At 52.5% G+C, this 17539-nt stretch carries 14 protein-coding genes; 1 reads left to right on the top strand and 13 read right to left on the bottom strand.

The annotated features are described in order from the left end of the window. Window positions 1–220 precede the first annotated feature (220 nt). Both C7820_RS05350 and C7820_RS05345 read right to left on the bottom strand, forming a co-directional pair. On the bottom strand, window positions 221–403 hold the full coding sequence (locus tag C7820_RS05350) for a DUF2524 domain-containing protein (protein WP_076164415.1): 183 nt from the start codon (window positions 401–403) through the stop codon (window positions 221–223). 114 nt (window positions 404–517) lie between these two features. Continuing rightward, complete coding sequence (locus C7820_RS05345; RefSeq protein WP_181908939.1) at window positions 518–2536, bottom strand: beta-galactosidase; 2019 nt, start codon at window positions 2534–2536, stop codon at window positions 518–520. Window positions 2537–2674: 138 nt separating this feature from the next. On the opposite strand from C7820_RS05345, the gene C7820_RS05340 reads away from it, so the two are divergent. Then, entirely contained in the window at window positions 2675–3514 is an 840-nt protein-coding gene (locus tag C7820_RS05340) for a helix-turn-helix transcriptional regulator (protein WP_116230048.1), read from the top strand. 19 nt (window positions 3515–3533) lie between these two features. On the opposite strand, the gene C7820_RS05335 is transcribed toward C7820_RS05340, so the two are convergent. The 11 genes from C7820_RS05335 to C7820_RS05285 form a co-directional block, all read right to left on the bottom strand. After that, complete coding sequence (locus C7820_RS05335) at window positions 3534–4502, bottom strand: NAD(P)-dependent alcohol dehydrogenase (protein ID WP_116230047.1); 969 nt, start codon at window positions 4500–4502, stop codon at window positions 3534–3536. After that, window positions 4483–5175 carry a hypothetical protein gene (locus C7820_RS05330; RefSeq protein WP_181908938.1) on the bottom strand — a complete coding sequence of 231 codons (693 nt, stop codon included), beginning with the start codon at window positions 5173–5175 and terminating at the stop codon, window positions 4483–4485. The genes C7820_RS05335 and C7820_RS05330 overlap by 20 nt, the downstream gene beginning before the upstream one ends. Before the next feature lie 65 nt (window positions 5176–5240). Beyond that, window positions 5241–5531, bottom strand: coding sequence for a hypothetical protein (locus C7820_RS05325; RefSeq protein ID WP_116230046.1), 291 nt, complete (start codon window positions 5529–5531; stop codon window positions 5241–5243). 231 nt (window positions 5532–5762) lie between these two features. After that, a complete protein-coding gene (locus tag C7820_RS05320; protein ID WP_116230045.1) occupies window positions 5763–8477 on the bottom strand; it encodes a winged helix-turn-helix domain-containing protein in 2715 nt (904 codons plus the stop codon). Window positions 8478–8788: 311 nt separating this feature from the next. Next, entirely contained in the window at window positions 8789–9316 is a 528-nt protein-coding gene (locus C7820_RS05315) for a YEATS-associated helix-containing protein (RefSeq protein WP_116230044.1), read from the bottom strand. Window positions 9317–9374: 58 nt separating this feature from the next. Then, the gene (locus C7820_RS05310; protein ID WP_147306252.1) at window positions 9375–10820 is read right to left on the bottom strand and encodes a hypothetical protein; all 1446 of its coding nucleotides are present in this window, start codon (window positions 10818–10820) and stop codon (window positions 9375–9377) included. A 6-nt stretch (window positions 10821–10826) separates the two neighbouring features. Beyond that, window positions 10827–12269, bottom strand: a complete 1443-nt coding sequence (locus C7820_RS05305; protein ID WP_116230042.1) for a hypothetical protein — start codon at window positions 12267–12269, stop codon at window positions 10827–10829. A 217-nt stretch (window positions 12270–12486) separates the two neighbouring features. Next, window positions 12487–13137 (bottom strand): response regulator transcription factor, encoded by a 651-nt coding sequence (locus tag C7820_RS05300; protein ID WP_116230041.1) that lies wholly within the window; start codon window positions 13135–13137, stop codon window positions 12487–12489. Further along, a complete protein-coding gene (locus tag C7820_RS05295; RefSeq protein ID WP_251676536.1) occupies window positions 13137–16292 on the bottom strand; it encodes an ATP-binding protein in 3156 nt (1051 codons plus the stop codon). Before C7820_RS05295 ends, C7820_RS05300 begins: the two co-directional genes overlap by 1 nt. Beyond that, window positions 16289–16918: a C40 family peptidase gene (locus tag C7820_RS05290; protein WP_116230040.1), complete on the bottom strand. Its 630-nt coding sequence runs from the start codon at window positions 16916–16918 to the stop codon at window positions 16289–16291. The genes C7820_RS05295 and C7820_RS05290 overlap by 4 nt, the downstream gene beginning before the upstream one ends. 187 nt (window positions 16919–17105) lie before the next feature. Beyond that, a complete protein-coding gene (locus C7820_RS05285) occupies window positions 17106–17537 on the bottom strand; it encodes an NUDIX domain-containing protein (protein ID WP_181908937.1) in 432 nt (143 codons plus the stop codon). Between the last annotated feature and the right edge of the window lie 2 nt (window positions 17538–17539).

The following is a 17539-nucleotide window of genomic DNA, read 5'->3' as shown; positions in this document are numbered from 1 at the left end:
AAGTGATTTGAATAGAGAAAGCCTTACACATGCCTTACACTTTAGTAAGGGAATCATTTCCTCATACGAAAAGATGATCATCCCTAATAGGAACGACCGTCTTTAATCACGGCAATGCCGGACGCCGCAAACGATGTATTTTCCGAACGCTTAATCCATAAAAAAAGCACCCCGTGACTCGGTATAGGTCCATACCGGGTTTAGGGATGCTGCGGCCAAACTAATGATTAATGTCACATTTGTTCATAATAAATGCGATCTGATTCTCGAGGCGGTTAATGTCTTCCTGCGTCTTGGGGTCTTCCTTGCCCATGCCCCGGAGCGAGGCGAGCTCCTGCTTCAGCTGATGCAAATCCTCACCGGCATTGCTGCAGTCATAGTTGCTTTCCAGGTTTTCGAGCATATGCTTTTCCTCCATTTTCTCTTGGATGTACTTCCCTATTATGGGGGATTCACCCGAAATTATTCAGAATGGGGTCAGCAAAGAAATTGGTTATGTTCCTTTACGAACCGCACTCTAGATCCCTTGGTTTAAAAGCACATGCACGGCGTATGGTTCCAGGAGAATGCGGCCTTCAATGGTTTGCTTGCTCAGGGCATCTATATACGTGCCCCCCAGTTCTACATCGACGGATTCGCTGCGGTGATTCAGCAGCATTAAGTAGCTTTTGCCATCCTTTTCTCTTTCTACTGCCTCGACTCCATCATATTTTTGGGGCAAGGATGGAACAGCGCCCTCCCTGTCCAGAACCAGCTTCATCAAGCTCTCCATCGCCCGGTCATCCAGGTCGCATCCGACGTAATAAACCTTCCCTTTACCATAGGTGTGAACAGTAACTGCTGGTGTTCCGCTGTAATAATGACTCTCATAATCCGCCAGGCTCTCGGCCCCATCCAGCTTAAGCACATCGCACCACATGGAAGCGGTGCCGTCCCCGAACTCTCCGCTCACGGATACGGTCCGGCCGAAATTAATCGAGTCATATTCCTCCAGCTCAACGCCTGCCAGTCTCCGGAACAAGCCCGGTAGGGTCAAGGTCGTCATGCGGTTATTCCAGGTACGTGTTCCCGACCGGAACGTGATGAGCAGCGAACCGCCGCCTGCCACATATGCCTCACATTTGTCTGCGATCTCTTCCGTCATCAAATTAAATGCCGGCATCAGAACAAGCTTGTAAGGCGTAAAGTCAGTCTCCACGCTGACCACGTCTACGCCGACATGCTGCCCGGCAACTGCATCGTAGTAGCCTGCCAGCAGAGCTTCATAACTGAAGTTCCGGTTATGAGGCTGAGCGCGGTGGCTCCACGCTTGATCATAGTTTTTAATGAGGGCTACGGTATTGTTGTTGGCGGCCCCTACGAACAGGGGTGACAGTTCTTTGAGTTCATGTCCGATCGCAGTGATCTCCCGGTACCTTCTCCGGCCGACGCCGTCATGATCAAGGATGCCGTGCCAATACTGTTCGATACCGACCGTGCAGGCCCGCCAGCGAAAATAGACCATGGCATCCGCTCCATGCGCGATCGCCTGATAGGTCCATAAACGCAGTTGCCCCGGCTCCGGCGTATCGCCTAACGAGTGCCAGCCGCACGGACCGCTCTGCTGTTCCATCATCCAGTAGTTTTGATTTTTGATGCCGCGCATCAGATCATGGGCCATGGCGACGGTCAGAGGCGAAGATTTGCCCCACATATTATTCGGATAGTTATCCCAAGAGATAAAGTCAAGATCCTTGCCTAAGTCGAAGTAATCGATCTCGCTGAAATGACCCATCAAGTTATGGGTGATCGGCAGGGAGGTGCATGCACGAATCTCTTCAATTTGAAGCCGCTGATAGGCAGCCGTCGAATCGGAATAGAATCGGCGGTAATCGAGCTGCATGCCGGGATTATGGTTATAAGGGGTGGACATCAATCCGCCGGATCCACCCTGGCTGAAGCCGTCGCTTGCAGCATACGTGGGAAGCGTAATTTCTTCCCAGCTGCGGTAAGTATGGCTCCAGAACACGGTTCCCCACTCTTCGTTCAGCTTGTCGACGGTGCCATACTTTTCGCGGAGCCAGATCCGAAAGGCATGCAGATCGCTCTGGCAGTAGCACGGACCGCCGAATTCGTTATCGATCTGCCAAGCAACGATGTGCTCATTGTCTTTGTAATGCTCGGCCATGACCCTGGCAATGCTTGCGGAATACTTCCGATACACCGGATGATTAACGCAATAATGCCTCCGTGTACCAAAGCCTTTGGTTAAGCCGTGGACATCGACGGGGTACATATCCGGATATTTGTCCATCAGCCACTTGGGAGCCGCCGCCGTCGGTGTTCCCAAAATGATCTTGATCCCTTCCTTGGCCAGCACTTCAATGGCATGGTCGAGCCACGCAAAGTCGTACCGTCCTTCCTCCGGCTCCAGCTTGGCCCAGGCGAATTCCGCCAGCCGGACAATGTTGATATTCGCTTCCCGCATCATTCGGGCATCAACGGCCCAACGTTCTTCGGGCCAATGCTCAGGGTAATAATCCACGCCGAAATACATGGGCATATCCTCCAATATGTATCATTATTTTGCTTGATAACATCTTCTTGAATCCATTATATTATTAATCATATGGGGCTTAAATCGTAATATTTTGATAATCACGTATAACAATTATGCTAAAAAGGAAGCTGAGATATGAGAATCAATTACTTCATTCCGAGCCCGCGCTTCACGAACCTCATTTGTTATCCCGAGTCGTTCGGACATTATGCAGATGAGCCATCACACAGTGAAAACCGGACGCACGGACTCTCCACCTATAACTGGCATATCGTACGCGGCGGAAAAGGATACATTCAAGTCGGTGAAACCACACTGGAACTTGGCCAAGGTACCGGCTTTCTATGCGGCCCCGGTGTTCCCCAGCGGTATTATGCCGATCAAGACGAGCCTTGGGATATCCGGTGGGTTCATTTTACGGCTCCTGGGCTTAGTACGTTACTTCAAGGGAGAAGTGAACGGGAGGCATGGGTATTTTCGTGGGAGGGCGCGGACCGGCTTGATCGGCTGTGGTCGGATCTCCTGGCTACCGGTCTTCACCCGCTGCAGGAAGGCGAAGCACGGTTGTCCGCGATGCTGTACGAGATGCTTGCCGAGTTCATCATGTACGTAGATGGTTCGGAAGAACGCCCTCAGCCGGGGATGCGCACCAAGCTGATGGAGACGGCGCAGTGGATTCGCACTCACAGCCATCAGCCCCTTACACTCGAGCAAATGGCGAGCAAGGCAGAGTACAGTCCCTCCCATTTCAGCAGGCAGTTTCACGGTTTGTTCGGCAAAACGCCGATCGAATTTTTGAACGAATGCCGTATTCTTCAATCCAAATCCCTGCTGATTTCAACCGGTTGGACCGTGAAAAAGGTCGCGGAGACGGTCGGCTTTGCCAGCAGTACGTATTTTATTCAGCGATTCCGCAAAAACGAAGGCATGACGCCAGAGCAGTTTCGGGAACTTCGTGGCGTTCACGTCAAGTGATGCGTTATTAACGGGCGTCTCAATCCTCACAGACGGTTAGAACTACGTTGCCTTTCTTGTGGCCTAGCTCAACATAGGCATGCGCCTCTGCGGCTTGCTCCAGCCGGTAACGACGGTCGATGACCGCCCGGAGCTGACCCGCTTCGATCCGTTCCTTCAGAAACGCCAAGTCTTTCGCGTTTTCCTTCATATTTCCGCCAATCACCTTCTTGCTGCTCGTCAAGCTGGCCCACAGCCCGCGAACGATGATCACCGGGTTCACATGATAAGCCCGAAGGTAGACACCGCTTGGTGCCAGAAGCTTGACGCATGCACTAAAGGGGCTTTTTCCCACCGTGTCGAAAATAATATCGTAAGGCGGGCCGTCATTAGGCAGCTGCTGTTTCGTATAATCCACAACCCGATCGGCTCCGATTGACGTCACCAGGTCTGCATTCGAAGCGCTGCATACTCCGGTGACTTCCGCTCCAAAGTGCTTTGCCAGCTGCACGGCATACGTCCCGACGCTGCCTGAAGCACCATATACGAGTACGCGCATGCCGCTTTTTATTTTCCCTGCTCTGAGAAACTGGAGCGCAGTGAGGGCGCCAACCGGAACGGCAGCCGCCTCTTCAAACGTCATATTCGCCGGCTTTAGCGCCACGCTCCCCTCCTCGGGCAGGCATTTGTATTCCGCATATGCACCAAAGCTGTTGCCACAGGCTGCGTAGACGGCATACCCTGGCTTGAAGCGGGTAACGCTGAATCCCGTCGATTCGACCACACCGGCCAATTCAAATCCGAGAACCCGGATGCGCTTCGGTCTCCACAATCCGTTGAACAGTCTTGCCAGAAAAGGGTCCGCCCTGCGTAATCGCCAATCTCCTGCTGCAGCGGTTGTAGCATAGACCTTGATTAATATGTCGCCGGCTTTAGGGGCCGGCTGGGTCACTTCCTTGGGCTGAAGCACATGTGGCGGTCCGTATTGTTCATATACGATGGCTCTCATTTTTTCTCCCCCCGTGTTGTTTTCGGACCTGTCGCTGCGCTGCTTCAAGACTCCGTTCTGACCATACCGCATAGCCCATACCCATGAGAGCGATGCCCATCGGGACCGCCAATACCCGATCGAGCGGGTGTGGAAGCAGTGATGAAGCCAGTGTCGACACAGCAGCGCAAGCCAACAGAACAGCTGTCCAGCGCGGGAGGATCCCGGCGCGGAACGTAGCTATGCCAAGCAGCAGACCGCCGAGCACATACAGCCCACCCCCTACAGGTGCTACTCCGGGCAGGAGCCCAAGGTTGGACACGGCTGATGATCCGGCAAAAATCCCTAAGTACCCCTCCACGAAACCCGGTGCATCCGCAGCGATAACCGGTAAAACAAAAGCTTCTACAAAGGTGAAAGCCGTTGTAGCTGTCCAAAAGAGACCAAACAGGAGAAAACCGGCCAATCCGGTCCACCCGGCTGCATGGACTTGCCTTGTATAAATTCCGGTTATGCCGAGCAGTCCGAGCAGAGACATCGCAAGGGTCATGTAATGGACGATGGCCCAGGCCTTTGTGGTAACGGATGATAGAAGTTCAGGCGGATGAATTGCCTGGATGACGATAAAAAGAATGCCTGCCAAGATGGCGGATAAACCGCTCCAACGAATGACGCGATAAGCTGTTATGTTCATATGGTTTTCTCCTCTTTGTTTTTATTCTTGTCGACGATTAGCAAGTTCTGTTCACTCCGGTATATTTACTGAGAGCCTTCTTGTGTTCTATTAGTCTCTGATGGTGATTCCGGCTGTGGTTCTAGCCGGATGACTGAAATCAGCCGCAGGTTGAGATCGCGGAATCTTCTAAGCAAGCCGTATAAGGCGGGTTGATCGGCCACAGGTCCGGTCAAAATGGAAGTTCCGTCTGGCTCTTGATCGAGACGAAGTCCCTCGAACCCGTCAGCCCACCGGTCGCCGAGATATCCCTGAAACCGAATCTCATACCGTTCAGGCTCATTTGGATTATCTGGTATATCATGTGTTTCGTTCATTCAACCGCCTCCTTTAATTTCCTTTCCATTTCATGTCGTGGTCTGTCTCCTTTCATCGTGCGGCTCCGTTCCTAAATTGAAGATACAGGATCATGTGGTGAGACGGCATCACCAGATGTGGTGATTTTAAATGGTCACCGTACATTCATTCGAAGTAATTGGCATAAAAAAGAGCCCCGATCCTGGGCTTATTCCTTCTTCCAGGTCCGGAGCTATACGGAAATCGCGATGTCACAAGTCATCAAGCTCTTCGGCGCGCCTTACGGCTGCCCGACGGTTGTTCACCTCAAGCTTGTCATAAATGTTTTTGGTATGCGTTCGCAGCGTATTCAGCGAGACATGGAGCTCTCGCGCGATTTCAGGCCCGCTCAAATCGGTTTTGAGCAGACGCAGCACGTCCCGCTCCCGTTCGCTCAGCGGCTCTCCTACTGCCTTTCTCGCAGCCGATCCGCTCCCCTCCTTGCCAAAGGATAGCAGAAGAAGCCGCACATAGTTTGGACAGATCCCTTCATTCCATGCTGCTTCCAGCAAAGCGGCCATCGGCTGGCCCTCGTCTGCAAAAATCCGAACGTACCTTTCCGGCTCTGCCAGTGTCAGGGCACGCTCCAGCGGCGCAAGTGAGGAGGACATGTCACCTTGGCTGTGATGAGCAAGGGCTTGAAGGATCAAAATCTCGATTTGACTCCCCGTCCTTCCGCTGTCTGCCGCTGCTTGGGACAGGCGTTCCAGGAATCCCAACGTTTCCTGAATAGGTACAAGGTTACTTGGATGCCGGTGCAAAAGTACCCGGGCCAGGGTTATGTGCTCAAATTCGCGCAGATAGTGCAGGTCATCCGATGTGGAGAGACCCTGTTCGTGTACCCATTCCGCAACCTCGCTCCATCTATTCAGAGCGAGCCACACGCGTGCTTTCAAGGCCGACACCGGACGCACGTTTGGAAAAAAGTCACCGACATACCGCTGCTCAGCCTCTTGCAGCAGCTCAAGCGCGCCATCCAAGTCTCCTTGCGATTGCCGAATACGCGCCATAGCTAACCGCCAGCGATATGGATATTGGGGCAGTCCCATTTGCTCACCCAACTCCTGGCTTCTGTGCAGATGCTGCATAGCGGCGTCCAAGTCCCCCTGCTCCCGGCTTACCTCGCTCAATCCGACGTACATGTCTGCTGTGCCCCGCATTTCAGGAGTACCCATCTCCGCAGCAAGCAGTAATCCATTCTGAAAGATATCCATGGCCTGGCGAAGCCTTCCCAACGCTATGTTTATATCGGCCAGAGCGATGGAGCCCCCGATCGCGTCCGAGATGTTCCCTGCCCGCCGGACATTCGCCATTCCCTCACTGAACATCCGGTACGCCTCCTGAAGATCACCGCTCGTCCAGGCCGCAAGACCAAGGAGCGCGGCTGCCGCGCCGCGCCGAAGATGATCGTCCGCCGGAACGAGTTCAAGTACTCTCTTCGAATATGTAATGGCGGCGGGTATATCCCCCATGGCCTGGGCATAAGCGGCGCGGTATCCGGCGATGGTGCCCGGAAGGCGGCGAAATTCCTCCTCGTCTACGTAACACATATCGGTTGCTGAAGTTTCCGGCGTCCTATCCAATGAGGAATTCTCCAGCCACCTTTCGGCATCGCGCAGCCTTTCCTCTGCTCCTTCGACCTGGCCGACGGCAAGTAACGCCCATGCATATTCAACGCTGAGAACGGGTCTATGGCGAATGATTTCCCTGGGCAGCGACTGAATCCACTCGAGTACTGCGGACTCCTGCCTGCTCCTGCGCATGGCTGCCCAAGCCTGCTCGATCAGATCCGCCGCTCGCGGGAAGTCTTCGGCGGCCAACGCATGCCCTATTGCTTCGGCGTAGGAGCCGTGCCGTCCGTACCACTCACTCGCACGCCGATGCAGTTCAGGAATGAGGTCAGACCGATCCGTTCTTAAATGTATGGACAGCACTTCTCCAAAGAGATGGTGATAGCGATACCACTGCCGCCTGTCATCCAGGGGCACGATAAAGAAGCTTCCCTGCTCCAGCGATTGAAGCCGAGCTGCCCCTTCGTTCTGGCCGGTAACGGCATCGCACAGCGGGCCATGCAGCCGATCCAGAATCGAGGTCTGAAGCAGGAAATTGCGGACATCGGCCGGCTGACGCTGAAGAACCTCCTCGACCAGATAGTCGACGATGTACCGGTTGTCTCCGGCGAAGGAACGGATAAAAGCGGGAATGTCATTGCGTCCCTGCATCGATAGAGCCGCGAGCTGCAGCCCCGCGATCCAGCCCTCGGTACGATGATCCAGCGCGTCAATATCCTCTGCTGACAGATGCAGCCCCATCACCTGATTGAGGAACTCGGCTGCTTCGCCTGCAGTAAAGCGCAGGTCGGTGTCGCGCAATTCGGTTAAATGGCCGCCGGCGCGAAGCCGGCTGAGGGAAAGCTGCGGATTTTCCCGAGTCGCGATCACAAGGTGCATTTGCGGCGGTAAATGCTCGACCAGGAACGCGATGGTATGATCGATCTGCCTGTCTCCTACAGCATGATAATCGTCCAGCACAAGGACGAATTCAAACGGCATTGATGAAATTTCATTCAACAGCACTGTGAGCATCGATTCGGTTTCCGGTGGCGGTTGGGAGTGGATTGCACGCATTACGCCTTCTCCGAAATGCTGCTCTATTGTCTGCAAAGCAGCGACTAGGAGCGTAAGCAGACGCAGACGATCCTTATCCCTTTCGTCTAAAGACACCCAAGCGACAGGCCGTTCACAACCGGCAGCCCATTCGCTGATCAGTGTCGTCTTGCCAAAACCGGCGGAAGCAGAGATTAAGGTCAGCTTGCGCCCCATCCCCGCCTTCAGCCGCTCCATCAGACGCGGCCTAGAGACGAGCCTCGTTCGTGGCTGCGGGATGTATAGTTTAGTAGATAATACAGGAAGTTCCGGAATATTCATGGATATAATCCCTCGTTAAACCCATTTTTGCTCATATCAATCCGCATCCGAGATAACCCCATTCTATGATTTATATCCATCATGATATCTTTAATCGGATGTTTCCACCACTAAAAGTTAAACGGATAGACGGCTGCCTTTACATCTTCAGTGTATGGTTCTACGACGATAACCGCGGCTTTCTTTCCAGCATTCGTATCACTGCACTATAAAAGAACAAGATTAAAAACCGATTAGAATCCGCTGTGATGCTGACGGCAGACAAAAAAAGAGCGCCGCAGCATGCCAGCACTCTCCCATCACTTAACGCTTTACCCTTGCTTATCATTATTGATATTAATCGTTGAATGTTCATTCAATTTAATGATCCGGGATGAAATGCTGCTTATGATCCGTGCGGAAAACGTACTTGCGATCAGGCACACCCCGATGAATACAAATATTTGCGGTACCTGCGTGCTGATCACATTCTCCAATTGAATGAAATTCAGCAGCAGCGGTACGGAAAAGGAAGCAATATTTCCGCAGAACACCGCGGTGACCAGCAGGTAGAACGACTTGTTGTCCCTAAAGTGCATCCCGGTGTCAGTATCCGTGTTTTTAACCAGCAGGAAGCTGGTTACACCTCCTACGGACCCGCACAGCGTCATGGTCAGAAAATAAATCTCTCCTTCCGACAGCGCCTGAAAAAAGACGAGGCGTGCCAAATACCACAAGATCAGCAGCAATGCCACAAGACAGCCGACCTTAAACGCCGCATCGACATTGATCAGCCATAGCGGCTCCTTCGTTGGCTGGGGAGCAGCCGCCTCTTGGGAAGACGGCTGCTGAACGGCCATAGGGGCTGAATCCAGCATCGGGGATGAAGCTAAGGGAGCATGTATCGGAGTGGATGGATCATCCATTGGGGGTATCCACAATTAAACCAATGATTTTCGGAATTCCGCTCGTATCGCGAACTTCGAAACCGTCCTGGAGCTGGGTCGTCATCGAGCTGTAGTCGGAACCGGAAGCGGACGCCGACTCGAAGTTGAACGGGCCGATGCCAAACGTTGCTTTGGCGGACCATTGGGTTTGCGTCGTTGTGTTGGTCCAGTCTTTGGATGAGAATCTCAAGTAAGGCGCGTATCCTAGGACGACTCCTTTGACAACAACATTCATGAGTCCGGATTCGCCCCAGAGCGGTTTACCTGCAAACACGCTGCCCTGCGGCCAGTCGGTGTAATCCTTATACGTGGACAGCAGTCCTTCGAAGAACCAATCCCCCGGGTTGATATTCACGGTAATCACATCTTGATACGTGATCAGAATATCGTAAGAATAATCCTCTTTAAACTGTGTGGATCCGGAATCATTGGTGCTTCCGCCAAGCCAGAACCAGTCGATGGGGATGCCTACGTTGGCACTGAATTTCCATGAGCTGTCCCTTTCGGTCTGCTGCTGATCATTTAATGCGATTTGTACGTTTGCCTGCTCTGCGAACAGCGGACCTCCGTTCTTCGTAGCGATGCCATTTTGCTTGATAAGCCATTCCCGGACGTCTTTAAGCTCGCTCGTTTTAAACCGGGGAACACTTGCTGTCGTATCGTTCTCCTTGATTGTCATTTGGAACTGAGCCGTTTTTTGCAGCTCATCCGCTGAATGAGGCTCGAAAGGATCGGCGAGTGCGACCGCTTCGGTCGCATCGGCCAGCTCCTGGTAGCCGGGTCCGAACTTTTTCAGCAGCAGGGCGTTCAGCTGTTCCGTCATTCCGCCGAGCAGGGCGCCGTATGTCGTTTGAAGCGACTCCACCTTTGCCTTATAATCTTCGGTTCCCATTTGCTGGGTTCGGAAGTTAGCCCAGGTTGGATCCGGCGGATTGGTAAAATACACGCTGCATGCTTTTCCCGTTGAGTCGAGCTCCGCACAAACTTCGTTCAGCCAGTCCGAATAGATGCCTTGGTTGATTTTGGAAACATCGCTGCTGAGGAGCGCGATTTTTGACCGGAGATCCTCGATTTGCGTGTCCAGCGGATCGCCCGATCCCCCGCCGGAAGACGAGCCGCCGCTTCCCGAATCGCCGCTGCCAGCAGGGACGATATCCCGGACCCATTGCTGGTAAATATCGAACAGCTTATTATTGAATGCGCCGCTCCACGTTAACCCCCAGGAAGGGATCGTATTGCCTACATTATAGGCGTCCGTCAGAGCGACGACTTCAGTCTCGCTGCCCAGATGGGAGTCCACCCGTCCGGCCGCCGCTATGAAATTTTTCGGATCGCTGCCCGGCAGATGCCCGGATATCGCCTGAACGAACAATTGCCAAAAACGTGCCTGGTCCTGCGCCACCGCATTATTGCTCATCACCATTTACGCCTCCCCAAACAGCTCAGCTAAGCCCTCAAATTCGTTTTCCTCATTGCCTTGATAATTATCGTCAACCGGATTTGGATCCTCTTGAACATTTTCCTCGTTTTGATTGATTTCTCCGTTTTCGTTCATGTTTTCAATGCCTTGCTCCATCGCCTGAACATCGCTTGCTGGCGGCAGCTGCTCGTTATTAATGAAGTCGAGTCCCTGCTCATTGTTGAAATTTTCCGGCTGCACATTGTCGATATTGTCCACAAACGAACCGTTTTCCTCGAGCGCTTTCGGATCACTGGATTCCTTGATTTCCTCTTTGGTGCTGTCAAGCTTCTTCTCGACTTCCGGTTTATTCGGTTCGTTCGGCTTTTTGATTTTTTCTACGAATTCCGATATGGCCTTAAACCGCTTAGGCACAGAGGCGATGAAATCCACGACGAACACCGCAGCCATAAAGTAACCGAGGTATTTCATCGCTTTATCAACGACGGACAGCTGTACGGATGGCGGAGTAGGGCACGATTTCCGATTTCCGTCGTGGCTGCCCGAAGAACCTTCCGGCGGCTTGCCGATCCGTCCAAATATGCTTTCCTTCTTTTCGGAGCCGTCGCTGTTGGAATACGTAATCGTACCGAAAAACTCATTGCCGACGTATGCATCTTTATCGTCTTTGGCTGCCCGGGTAACCTGACTGAATGTCAGCTGACCCGAGTGATTCACCGTAAAGTCATCCTTCGTCCAGCTGAGTACGCCGTCCTTGTAAGTGACTTTATTCAAATCTTTATCCAGCATATCGCTGCCAATCGAGATCCCGTCGAGGCTGTCGTAAATAATGACTACGGGTCCCGTATCCGTTTTGCCGTCGGATGTAGTCATCACCGTATTGCCATAAATACCTGTCCAGAACTTCATGTCTACATTCCGCATCGCCTTAAAAGAAGCGTTGACCTGCTTCGCGGTACATGTATAGCCGTGCTGAGCCAGGAATTGATCCGGCGCCGATGTATCGGTATCCGTTGCCTTTTGCATCGCATCCTGCCAGCCGGCCAGAAGCGCGGTCTTCGCCAGGATGTCCTGGACGAAACGGTCGGACTCCGCATTCGGTTCGCTTTCCTTCACATGGTCTTCGTAAAAATCGGTACGGGTTAGCTCAAGCACATACACTGAAGTGGTTTCATACCCTTTTTGCGCCAAAAAGTTGTTGATGATTTTGATCTTTTCCTTATATACGGTCTCTTTGTCGCTGCCGGCCGGGGGATCCGCGTCGATTTTCGATTTGATGTTGGCCAAGAGCGAAGTCCACTGCTGCTTCAGCACCTGGTTGACCTGCAGGTCGGATACGAACAGCATTGCGTCCGCCTGCATTTTCAGCTTATCCGGATCCGTCGTATTTGGATCAAAGATTGAACCAGCGTCCGTTCCGTTTAAATTGGTGTTCACCGTCGTCACTTGTAAATTCCTCCTTCGATTCGGTTATGCTCTCAACGCTTTCATCATAACGGGCATTCCTTGCTGTCGATAAGTGACTGAAGTGTACATTTTGTCATATGACCGGGAGATGACGAAAGTAACTGTTCGGGATTCTGGTTCACCAATATACTTATGGAGATAAAAAACACCGCTTCCTTTGAAAAGGAAACGGTGCTGGTGAGGAGTTCATTTTCATTTAGTTTACAGCCTCCAAGGCATGCTTCAGCAGCAGGATGGCCTTGGTCCGGTCATTCGTCCCGATTTTCTCATAAATCACGCTGATGTAGTTTTTCACCGTCCCTTCGGTGATGTACAGCGTATCGGCAATTTCCCGATTGTTCTTATGTGCCGTAATCAGCTTGGCAATCTCAAGCTCCCTCGGGGTCAGCCCATAATCGATTCCGGGCTGCCTGGGGGCTGCTGCTGTGCGCATACGGGCAGCAAACTTGGCCGCCAGTTTGGAGGGCAGCATCAGCTCGCCCCGAACCGCCTCTTTCAATGAGTGAATCAGTTTGTCGGATGAAAAATCTTTGAGCAGGTAGCCGGACGCTCCGCTGGCAAGACCCTCAATAATATAATCTTCATTGGTAAACGTCGTTAAAATCAGAACAATCGTCTCCGGGCTCGACTCCTTAATCAACCGGGTCGCCGTAATCCCGTTCATCACCGGCATTTCGATGTCCATCAGCACAAGCTGCGGCCTCAAGCTCTTAGTAAGCTCATAGGCGGCTTGGCCGTTGTCGGTTGTCGCTACAACCTCTATATCGGATTCCAGATTAAGGATGGTCTCAAGGCCTTCCCGCACAAGCGTCTGATCTTCTGCGATAAGTATCGTTAGTTTTGACATCATTGATCCTCCCTTCTACTTGGCAGTGTGAGCACCAATAGGCAGCCTGCACCTTCATTCGTGCCGATCCGGAAGGTTCCACCCCTTCGGCGGATCGTTTGCCGCATCATGGTCAGACCGAAACCAAGCCGATCCGATGCAAATGGCAAGCCGTTGTTCTCCAGTGTGAACCGGACCGCGCCGTCCTCTTCCACCAGCTCGAACCGAAAATGCGTACACCGGCCATGCCTGATGCCGTTCGTGATTCCTTCCTGCAGCGCATGGCGGATCAGCTTTTCCGCTTCCGGCTCCAGACGGCCATCCGTGATTTCAATGATGTGCTCCAGTGTCACCTCAGCGTATTTTTCCGAATCTTCTATGATCTGCAGCAGGGAATCCTGGAACGAGGATGCGGCCGCTGCTTCCTCGCCCAGCATATGTACCGATTTCCTCATTTCATGGAGCCCTTTGCGAACCAATTCTGAAGCTAGATTCAGCTTGTCGACCGATTCAGGGGCGCTCATGGATAACATTTTCAGACCGGCTTGAAGCTGAACGATGCTCGCCGTAAGAATATGCCCCACATGATCGTGGATTTCACCGGCAATCCGGTTGCGCTCGGCGAGGACCGAGACTTCGGACATCGCTCTTGCCCGCTCCTCAAGCGAATGCTCCAGCTCAATCGTTCTTGCTTCAACCTCGAGCTCCAGGGTCTGGTTCCAGCGGACCAGCTGCAAATGCAATTCAAGCCTGGCCAACAGCTCCTGTTTGTCGACCGGCTTCACAAGATAATCGTTGCCGCCATGCTCAAAGCCTGCAACGAGGTCGGTCATTTGACTCTTGGCGCTGAGGAAAATCACCGGCAGCTCCCCGGAATTGTAATGCCGGCGTATCTCTTGGCCCACCTGAAGCCCCGACACAAACGGCATCATCACATCCAGCAGAGCGATGTCCGGCTTGTAGCCGTTCCTGATCCATTCCACGGCTTCTTGCCCGCTTCCCGTTGACTTAAGCGCATATTTCCCTCCGAGAAATTGCAGCAGCACCTGGACGTTGATCGGGTCGTCATCGACGATAAGCACGGAAGGCAGATGTGTCTGGGCTTCCGCGGTTTCCGCGGTTGTCCGGATCATGCTCCAATCCGTATGCCGATCCTGCACCACGATGTCCCGTGAAGAGAGCGCCGTCCTCGGCTGTATCCGCGGCGTTTGCGGCATCGCCAGCGGAAGCGTAAAGCTGAACGTTGAGCCCTCGCCCAATTTGGACACCACTTCAATCTCGCCTTCATGCAGTTCAATCAGCTTCTTCGTAATAGACAGCCCGATACCGGTTCCGCCCTGCTGAGGACCGTTCATGGGATGGACCTGCTCAAACGATTCGAAAATGCGGGACAAGTCCGACTCAGCAATGCCGATTCCCGAATCCTTGATCTGAATTTTGGCTTGACCGTGCGACTTGCGTCCCGTGATCGTGACGGTTCCGGATTCCGTATACGCAATGGCATTGCCAATCAAGTTATGCAATATTTGCTGGAGCCTGTTCTCGTCCGCTATTACATACAGATCGTCCGGCAGCTTATTTTCCATATGGAGTCCCTTGTTTACTGCCAGAGGCTTAAGGACTTGAAGGGTCAGGTCGACGGCAAGGCGCAAATCCACCGTCACTTTGTGCAAAGTAATCTCCTGGTGCTTGAGCTTGGAGAAATCCAGGATGTCGTTCACCAGATGGGCCAGCCTTTGCCCGCTGATTTTCATGAGCCGCAGCAGCTCGATCACGGGCAGAGGGAGCTTGCCTGAGCTTCCGTCGATCAGCGAATCCGCCAGTCCGATAATGCCGTGCAGCGGTGTCCGAAGTTCATGGGATGTTTTGGCCAAAAATTCATCTTTCAGCTTATCCAGCGTTAACAAGCGCTCCGATAAGCTCTCGACCTGGGAGAAAGCACGGGAAAACTTTTTGGATATAAGCAGGGATTGCATAAAAACAAAGCTAAGTACGCCAAATTGCAGCAGTGCCGGGGTATCCAGAATGCCTTTCCGGTTCAGCGTATCATTCAGTGCGGTCACGAAGATCAAACTAAACCCGAGGATGAGCAGCAGAGACCCTTCCTGGCGCTGACGGGCGATCCGGTAAGAAGCATAAATGGCGTACAGCACGAGGCCGATCGAATAAATCTCAAAGGGCAGCAGCGAATAATCGTAAATCCGTATATCCGCGGTAAGCACAAGCACAGTCAAGATGAGGGTGAACATTTGGGTAACGCGTCGAACGGAACGCGATAAATATTGAGGAAACAAATAATAAATAAATGAGATCAAGAAAAATTCGCCCACGTAAACCGTTAAATAGGATGCTTTGGCGAACCATTCCCACGAAAAACCGGGAAGGATCTCCAGAATGTATCTCGAACCGACCAGCATCGTTCGAAAGGCGATGCACATGCAGAACAACCCGAAATACAGCGGGGTAACATCTTTTCGCCTGAATCCATACAAGAACAGATGGTAGATTCCCATGACAAGCAGCGCCCCGATGACCAGGCTGTCCTGAACCAGCTCTCCTGACCTCTCTTTCTGAAGCAGCTTGGCATCTCCCAACTCAAGAGAATTGTTGATTCCTCCCTTGGGATAAGTGAAATTGGACACCTGGATCAGCAGTGTCAAGCTCCCTTCCGGACTGGGTTCAACCGGTACGACGATGGAGGCACCATACTTTGGAGATGTGTTATCGGGCGTCGTTCCGGGTTGTCCGGATGAAGCCTCCAGTTCGTCATTCACCCACAAAGCGTAAGAAGAATACATATTCCGCAGTTTAATGGCCACATCGTCCGACGGGTGAAGCCCGCGAATCACCATACGATACGTTGCATAGCCGTCCGGCGGAAGCGGTGATCCGTTCAGCCTGTGATTTGTCCAGTAGCCGGGGACTTCCACATATCCGCTGACCTCCGGTGACGTTGTGCTCTGCAAATCATCCGGCCAGAGGAGCTGCTTCCAGTAAAATTCCCAAGTTCCGCTCAGTTCGATGGATCCGTCGCTTCTAAAGTCCCATCCGGAGAGCTGCATTTCGCCGTTCTTCACAGTCAGCGAAGACGAAGCGGAGATTACCGCCGGATTCCAGACTGCAGTGAAGACCAGCACAGCAAAGACGGCAGCTCTGATGCGGCGACGCCAACTCATGCACGAAACGAAGAGGCGTCCAAGTAAATTTCGTCGCCGAGTCTGGCGTCTCCAAGCAATGACAAACGATGCTTCGATGTGAAATCTCTAGGTTCGTAACTGTTAGGCGCTTTGGTGGAGGACAGCAGATTGAGCCGGATATACGTTTCAGCTAACAATTTGCTGCAAAAAAAGTCGCGGAATGAAGAAGTTATCCCGAACTTTCCCTCTATAATTTCCCAATACATTCTTTTCTTGTCGGGAAAAACTGCACCATGCACTTCTCCAATGAAGCGATCGAGCATAGCCTGCATCTCCGGTGTACGATCAGCTTGAAGCTGACGGATTGCGAAAATCGAGTCATAATGGTTCCCGACGTCCGTAGACAGGCGGTCACGAAGCTTAACGAGCTGGGGACCGGATTTCTTGACATGAAGCCAAGTATCCTCCAGATTATCCAGTGACGTGGATTCCCACAGCAGCGCTTCACCGTCCGGCGCCCGGACCACCATCGCCACGTGCGACCATGGACAATGCTCCAGCTCTTCGATCCGCTGACTGCCTTTGGCGACGCCGTGTGCCAGCAGAATATCCCCCGTTTGCAGCTTAGGTTCAATTTCTTGATAAGTAACCGTTAACAATTTCATCCAGCCCCCCTGCCGGTATATGAAATACCTAATTTTTTCCTTCCATGTTTATAGTAAACCCAGCCTGACAATTGTCAATAACTTGATAGAACCGGGTGTTACCATTACTCCAGAAAGCTTCGCAGAGGACGTGATCACGCAGCAAAAAAGCCGCCTGCTAGAGGTGGCTTCGTTGTCTAGATTAAACTCAGGACATTTCCCGAATACGCTGCTCCGCATCACGGATTACGCGTGCCATATTCGCGGTCATCATGTTATCGGCTTGATCGAAACCGATGTATTCATAACCGTCTACCTCCGGCTTCGCCTGACCGCTGTATCGGTCAATAAACGTAGAGGTACAGGCCATTTCCTCGATCGGGGGGAGAGATTCCGTTTCCCATAAGAAGAGATGAAGGTTTTTGGCTCGGTTATACGGGAACACGCCTAAATCCATGATTTGATCCGGTAGAATGTTGAGTCCGCTTTCTTCCCTGACTTCCCGGCATGCGGTCTGCTCCGGTGTCTCTCCCTCCTCTGGCATACCTTTTGGCAGATCGTAAAACGTATTGCCCGTAGAATGGCAGGCGAGGAATACGGTACGGTTCGTGATGATGACTCCGACAGATGTTGCAGGCATAT

This window comes from Paenibacillus sp. VMFN-D1 (assembly GCF_003386155.1).
Lineage (GTDB): Bacteria > Bacillota > Bacilli > Paenibacillales > Paenibacillaceae > Paenibacillus_AQ > Paenibacillus_AQ favisporus.
The sequence above is the reverse complement of the archived record's forward strand: the minus strand, read 5'-3'. Positions and strand labels throughout refer to the sequence as shown.